Origin of the sequence: Devosia sp., assembly GCF_034675085.1 — a bacterium.
In the GTDB taxonomy this organism is placed as follows: Bacteria; Pseudomonadota; Alphaproteobacteria; order Rhizobiales; family Devosiaceae; genus Devosia.
This window is the reverse complement of sequence record NZ_JAUCDN010000193.1, coordinates 1-6630: the sequence shown is the minus strand read 5'-3', so window position 1 is coordinate 6630 and position 6630 is coordinate 1. Positions and strand designations below refer to the sequence as shown.

6 protein-coding genes are annotated in these 6630 nt (G+C 65.6%); 1 reads left to right on the top strand and 5 read right to left on the bottom strand.

Translation table 11 applies throughout. From position 1 onward, the window contains the following. The 4 genes from VDP82_RS12300 to yajC all read right to left on the bottom strand — a co-directional run. On the bottom strand, positions 1-668 hold a 668-nt coding region (locus VDP82_RS12300), incomplete at its 3' end, for a phytoene/squalene synthase family protein (RefSeq protein ID WP_323015140.1). Continuing rightward, positions 668-1051, bottom strand: a complete 384-nt coding sequence (locus VDP82_RS12295; RefSeq protein ID WP_323015139.1) for an Mth938-like domain-containing protein — start codon at positions 1049-1051, stop codon at positions 668-670. The genes VDP82_RS12300 and VDP82_RS12295, both read right to left, overlap by 1 nt. A gap of 12 nt (positions 1052-1063) precedes the next feature. After that, positions 1064-3610, bottom strand: a complete 2547-nt coding sequence (gene secD / locus VDP82_RS12290; protein ID WP_323015138.1) for a protein translocase subunit SecD — start codon at positions 3608-3610, stop codon at positions 1064-1066. Positions 3611-3673: 63 nt separating this feature from the next. Then, positions 3674-4027 (bottom strand): preprotein translocase subunit YajC, encoded by a 354-nt coding sequence (gene yajC, locus VDP82_RS12285; protein ID WP_323015137.1) that lies wholly within the window; start codon positions 4025-4027, stop codon positions 3674-3676. A gap of 201 nt (positions 4028-4228) precedes the next feature. Between yajC and VDP82_RS12280 the strand changes: the two genes are divergently transcribed. Then, positions 4229-5119 (top strand): ATP-binding protein, encoded by an 891-nt coding sequence (locus VDP82_RS12280; RefSeq protein WP_416347110.1) that lies wholly within the window; start codon positions 4229-4231, stop codon positions 5117-5119. Between the two features lie 63 nt (positions 5120-5182). On the opposite strand, the gene VDP82_RS12275 is transcribed toward VDP82_RS12280, so the two are convergent. After that, positions 5183-6430 (bottom strand): peptidoglycan DD-metalloendopeptidase family protein, encoded by a 1248-nt coding sequence (locus VDP82_RS12275; protein ID WP_323015135.1) that lies wholly within the window; start codon positions 6428-6430, stop codon positions 5183-5185. Between the last annotated feature and the right edge of the window lie 200 nt (positions 6431-6630).

Sequence of the window (6630 nt, the reverse complement as noted above, 5' to 3'; positions counted from 1 at the left end):
TCGGCCTTGTCGAGGTGATCGGCGGCCAGCTCGGCGAACTGGCCCAGGGCCGCGCCGACCCGCTCATTGCCATCGCCCGAGAACAACTCGCCCTCCTCCACCCCATTGGCGGCGAACACCGCCCAGGGCAGCATGATCCGCCCCTGCGACGAAACCAGCCCGAAGGCGCGCAGATGGCCGATCATCGCATGGGCCACGCCCAGATGCCCGGCCGCGTCGCCCGTCTCCACCGCCTCGCCGCCATTGAGCACCATGGCAGCAAGCTGATAGAGCGTCGACACCGTTTCGCCGGCATAGCCCTCGAAACTTTCAAGGTCGGGCATCGGGTCGTCGTAAAGATCGAAGCGCCGCGCCGCGATGAGGCGCAGCAGCGTACCGGCGGGAATGGAATAGCGCTCCATGGTGCCCAGCAGCGCATCGGCCAGGGGGTTCTGCCGCACCGCGCCATGCTCTTGTCCGGCTAGCGCGTCGCTCCACCATTGCAGCCGGATTTCTCCTGGCGTCGGCCCCGAGACGCGCTCCCGAATACCGGCGATATCGGCGTTGAAGGCGTAGAGCGCCGTCACCGCATCGCGCTGTGCTCCCGTCAGCACCAGCGTCGCCAGATAGCGGTCCCGGTCGGTCTCGCCCAAAATCCGGGCGGCGTGCGCAAAGCTGCTCCCAGCCATCAGCGCACCCTGTCGACCGCGATCAGCGCCGCGGCTACCGCCCGTTCCTCGGCCAGAAGCACGTTATAGGTGCGCACCGCGCTGCCGGTATTGACCGCCTCGACGATCACCCCACGCGCCCGGAACGCGTCGCGCAGCGGCGCCGGTATGGCGGCGATATCCGGTCCGAGCCCAATCAGCAGCACGTCGATCTCGTCGGCCACGGCAAAGGCGGGAGCCAGCGATTCCGCCGTAATGGCCGCCGCTTCATTCACCTCCCAGGCCTGCATCGCCCCCGGCAGGCACAGCAGCGAGCCCCGATGCGACAGCCCGGCGAAGCGGAACCCGCCATTGCCATAGGCATCGATCCCGACCTGTCCGGGGAAATGCCGCGTCTCGTTCATGCCGCTGCCGGCCTAGACCGAAGCGCCGTCGGCGCTGCGGGGCGGTGCCTTGTCCTCCTCGGCCTTCTGCTTGAGGCCGAAATTGATGAGGATCGGGCCGTTGACGATGATCGAGGAATACATGCCCACGATACAGCCGAAGGTCATGGCGATGGTGAAGCTGCGAATGACTTCACCGCCGAACAGCACCAATGGAATCAGCGCCAGGAACAGGGTGAACTGGGTGAGCGAGGTGCGCACGATGGTCTGGTTGATCGACAGGTCGATCAGCTCGGGCAGCGGCATCTTGCGGTGTTTTCGCAGATTTTCGCGCACGCGGTCCGAAATCACCACGGTTTCGTTGAGCGACAGGCCCACCAGCGTCAGAACCGCCGCGATGGAGGTGAGATTGAACTCCAGCCCCGTCAGCGAGAACAGCCCGATGGTCATGATGACGTCGTGCGTGGTGGTGGTCACGGCCGCCATGGCGAACTGCCACTCGAAGCGGAACCAGATATAGACCAGGATCGAGGCCAACGCGATGAGCACGGCTATGGTGCCCTTCCAGGCCAGTTCGCCCGAAACCGTGCCGCTCACCGCCTCGGTGCTGCGCACCGTGTAGTTCTCCGTGGCCAGCGCATCGCGCACCTTGGCGACCGCGACCTGATCGGCGTCCTGGCCACCCTCCTGCGCCTGGACGCGCAGCAGCACGTCTTCGGGCGTGCCGAAGCCCTGCACCTGCACTTCGCCCAAGTCGAGCCCGTCCAGCAGCGCACGCACCTGCCCCACATCGGCAGGACCGCCTTCGTGCTGGATGACAATGGCCGTGCCGCCGACGAAGTCGATGCCCAGGTTGAAGCCCTTGAAATAGGCAGAGCCGATCGAAACCACGCTGGCGATGATGGAGAAGGCGATCACATAGCGTGAGATCTTCATGAACGGGATTTTCGTCCCGTCGGGAATGAAGCGGAAATGCTGGATTTTCAGCCGCTTGGGGCGGGTGAAGCGGAACCAGGTGGCCACCTGGAACGAGGTGACGGTATAGGAGGTGAAGAGCGAGGTGAGAATACCCAGGGCCAGCGTCACGGCGAAGCCCTGCACCGGGCCCGAGCCCAGGAAATACAGCACGACGGCGACGATGAGCTGGGTCAGGTGCGAGTCGATGATGGTGCCCCAGGCCCGCTCGAAGCCGGCATTGATGGCCTGGATGGGCGATTTGCCCGCCCGCTGTTCCTCGCGCATGCGTTCATAGATCAGCACGTTGGCGTCCACCGCCATGCCGATGGTGAGCACGATACCCGCGATGCCGGGCAGCGTCAGCGTCGCCCCCAGCATGGAGAGCGCGCCGAACAGCAGCACGATGTTGAGCACCAGCGACACATTGGCGAAGACGCCCCACAGCCCATAGGCGATGACCATGAAGGACACGACGAGCACGCTCGCGATCACGCCGGCGGTCAGGCCGTGCTGGATCGAATCGGCGCCCAGGCTGGCGTCCACCGTGCGCTCCTCGATCACGTCGAGCGAGGCGGGCAGCGCGCCGGCGCGCAGCAATACGGCGAGGTCGTTGGCGCTGGCGGTGGTGAAATTGCCGCTGATCTGGCCCGAGCCGCCCGTGATCGCCTGCTGGATCACCGGCGCGGTGATGACGGTATTGTCCAGCACGATGGCAAAGCGCTTGCCGACATTGGCGGCGGTGATCTGGCCGAAGGTGATTGCGCCGCGCGTGTCGAACTTGAAGCTCACCACCGGCATGGCACGCTGCTGGTCATAGCTGGGCTGCGCGTCGACCAGCGATTCGCCGCCCAGCGCCACTTCCTCGTAAAGCAGCTCTTCGGTGCCGTCCTGGCTGGGCAGGATCATGGTGCCGGCAGGTAGGCCCTGGGCCCGCGCCTGTGCGGCGCTCATGCCGGGATAGACCATGTGGAAGGTAAGGCGCGCCGTGCGCGAGATGATGTCCTTGAGACGCTGGCTGTCGCCGAAGCCCGGAACCTGGATGAGAACGCGGTTCGTGCCCTGGCGCTGGATGGAGGGCTCGGTGGTGCCCAGCTCGTCCACGCGCTTGCGGATCACTTCCATCGACTGCGCCACCAGCGCCGACATGCGCTCCTCGACCCCTTCCTGGGTCAGAGACACAGTCAGCTTGCCGTCGGGCGTTTCCCCGAAGGCCAGCTCGTTGACGCCGCCCACGGCCAGGAGCGCGTTGCTGATGACGTTTTGCAGCCCCTCGACGGCCTTGCGCGCCGCTTCCTTCTGGCTGGGATCGGTCAATTCGATGGTCAGCGTGCGCTTGGCCGCGTCGGTGGTGATGAGGTTGCCGATGCCGTTCTGGTTGGCCAGCGTGTTGCGCACGTCCCGGCGCAGGGTCTGCAGCCGCTCATTGACGATACCGTCCTGGTTCACCTGCAACAGCAGGTGCGAGCCGCCCTGAAGGTCGAGCCCCAGCACCACGGTCTGGCGCGGCAGGAAGGCCGGCCAGGCCTCCCGCACATTCTCGGGCAGGAAGCTGGGCAGCGTGAACAACACACCCAGCAGGGCGACGACGGCGATGAGGATGGCGCGGAACGGCGAAGACTGCATGAAAGACGTCCTGAAAGCAGAAAACCGGAGCCCTTGGGCTCCGGCGGCAGGCGGGCCCGGCGCTTAGGCGGGCTTGTTGTCGTTGACCGGCTCGGCCTTGGTGCGCACATCGGCCACCATGGAGCGGACCACCTTGATCTTGACGCCCTGGGCGATTTCGATCTCCAGGTCCTCGCCTTCGACAGCCTTGGTCACCTTGCCGATGATACCGCCGGTGGTCACCACCGTATCGCCGCGGCGGATGGCCGCCAGCATGGCCTGCTGGGCCTTGAGGCGCTTCTGCTGCGGGCGGAAGATCAGCAGCCAGAAGATGACCACCAGCAGGGCGATCGGCATCAGCTGGATGAAGATATCGGTCATGCCCCCGGCGGGGGCGGCGGCACCGGCGGCCTGGGCGTAAGCGGGCGTTACAAACATGAAGCGGGGCTCCTATCGTTTCTTCTTGGCTCTTGGAGGGGCAGCGCCAGCAACCCGCATCCAGGATGCAAGACGACTGGACGCATATGGGGCCAGTTGCACTTGCGCCCCGGGTCAAAATCGCGCGGACTATACATTTGCGCCCCCGTGATTGCAAAGCCATTCGCGGACCCCGAACCGGCGCGTGCGACGACGAGGAACATGACTTTGAAAAGCAAGGATCTTCTGGCCGGCATTGCCGCCTCCCTGGGCGAAATCGCCAATACGCTCAAGAGTTTGGCCCCGCCTCCGCCAGAGGCGGAGCCGGCGCTGGGCGCGGCCGATGCTTATTATTGGAGCGGCGATACCGGCTGGTTGATGGCCGTGCCCCATGTCAGCCGCGTGCCTCTGGCCATGCTCAAGGGCATCGATTCCGTCCAGGATATTCTTCTGCGCAATACCGAGCAGTTCGCCCGCGGCCATGGCGCCAACAACGCCCTGCTCTGGGGCTCGCGCGGCATGGGCAAGAGCTCGCTGGTCAAGGCCATCCATGGCGACATCGGCCAGAGGGCCGAAAAAGAAGGCTTCGAGCGGCTCATTCTCATCGAGATCGCCCGCGAAGACCTCGACTCCCTGCCCGCGCTGATGCGCCTTATTGCCGGCCAGCCGGCGCGTTTCATCGTCTTTTGCGACGATCTGAGCTTCGATCCGGGCGAGACCAGCTACAAGTCGCTCAAGACCATTCTCGATGGCGGGCTGGAAGGGCGCCCCGCGAACGTGTTGTTCTACGCCACTTCCAACCGCCGCCACCTGATGCCGCGCGACATGATCGAGAATGAGCGCGCCACCGCCATCAACCCCGGCGAGGCGGTGGAGGAGAAGGTCTCGCTGTCGGATCGCTTCGGGCTGTGGCTGGGCTTTCACAATTGCGACCAGCCGACCTATCTCACCATGGTCGAGGCCTATGCCGACCATTACGGGCTCGAAATCGATGCGGAGAGGCTGCGGGCCCGCGCCATCGAATGGGCCGCCACACGGGGCGCCCGTTCCGGCCGCGTCGCCATCCAGCTCATCCGCACCCTGTCCGGCGAGGAGGGCAAGGCGCTGGACTGATTCTTCCACCAACAAAGACCCCCGCTTTCGCGGGGGCCTTCGCTTCGTAGTATCGCTTGGAAATCAGCTCGCCAGCAGCGGGATCGGGTCGACCGGCGTCGCGCCCTTGCGCAGCTCGAAATGCAGTTGCGGCTTGGTCACCGATCCGGTCATGCCGGCCGCGCCGATGGCGTCGCCGCGATTGACCACGGCGCCCTTGGCCACGCTCATCGACTTCAGATGCGCATAGGCCGACACATAGCCATTGGGGTGGCGGATGAGGATGAGGTTGCCATAGCCCTCCACGCCCGAGCCCACATAGATGACCGTGCCGTTCTCGGCGGCCTTGACGGCAGAGCCCTCCGGCACCTCGATATTGATGCCGGTGCCCTTGGACGAGGCGAAATCGACCAGCACGCGGCCGCTGGCCGGCCAGCGGAACTTGTCATTGCCCGACATCACCGGCTCGGCGGCGGGAATGCTGGCCTGCTGCTGGGGCGCGGGCTGGGCCTGCGGCGCCGGCGTGGTGGCCACTGGGGTCGCGACGGGCTGGGCCGCCGCCGGCGTGGCCGGCAGGGTCTGCTGGGTCGGCGCCGGTGCCGGCGTGCTGGAAATGCTGGCGACCTGCACCGGGGGCTTGTTGGCCAGAAGGTCGGTACGGCCCGGGATGACGATCTTCTGGCCCACCACGATCTTGTCGGGCGAGGACAGATTGTTGGCCGAAACCAGCGCCTGGGTGGTCACCTCGTAGCGGCGGGCGATGGTGTAGAGCGACTCGCCGCTGGCAATGGTGTGGGTGAAGGCATTGGCGCCGGCCGCGGCCGCCGGCGCGGCGGCGGGCGTCGTGGCGGCCAGGGTCGGCACCGAGCTGTTGGGGGGCAGGCTGCCGAGAACGGCGGGCGAGGGCATCGGCGTGGCCGAGGCAAAGGAGGGCTGTGCTTGCATGACGGGCTGTGACCCCTGGGAGGACGAGTTACTGAGTACGGGGAGATCCTGGGACTGCACGGTCGGCATGGCGCCGGCGCTCATCACCGGTGCAGCCGGCAGGCTGTTCATCGGCTGGGAGACCGGAGCGCTGTTCCACCCATTGCCCACATTGGCGGGCGGCAGGAACATGGCCTCCGCCACCTGGGTTTGGGGAGCGCCAAGACTGGCAGGCATGGGCTGGCCAAGACTTGCGGGAGCGGACTGCTGCACCGAACCGGTCGTGACCGGATCGCCAAAAGCGCGACTGCCAAGGCTGGAACAGCCGGACAGGGTCATGGCGGCAATTGCCAGGACGGCCATCGCGACGGCGTTTTTAGGCGCGTGGCGGGATACGCGGATACTCATCAGCTTACTCGTACGCAGGTACTCAACACGAGTTTGAGACTAGGCGCTTAAGGTAAAGACGAGTTTAAAGCCGATGCGATTTGAGCAAAACCGCATCGGTCAGATTCTGAATTGGGTAAGGTTAAGGCGGAACCCCTGCCCTGCCTACAGCATGTCTGCCGAAAGTGGGAACCGGTTTCGGGATAAAGACATGCGCAAAA

Coding starts and splice junctions, on each gene's coding strand:
- VDP82_RS12295 (WP_323015139.1), bottom strand. CDS start 1,051: ATGAACGAGACGCGGCATTTCCCCGGACAGGTCGGGATCGATGCCTAT.
- VDP82_RS12275 (WP_323015135.1), bottom strand. CDS start 6,430: ATGAGTATCCGCGTATCCCGCCACGCGCCTAAAAACGCCGTCGCGATG.
- yajC (WP_323015137.1), bottom strand. CDS start 4,027: ATGTTTGTAACGCCCGCTTACGCCCAGGCCGCCGGTGCCGCCGCCCCC.
- VDP82_RS12280 (WP_416347110.1), top strand. CDS start 4,229: ATGACTTTGAAAAGCAAGGATCTTCTGGCCGGCATTGCCGCCTCCCTG.
- secD (WP_323015138.1), bottom strand. CDS start 3,610: ATGCAGTCTTCGCCGTTCCGCGCCATCCTCATCGCCGTCGTCGCCCTG.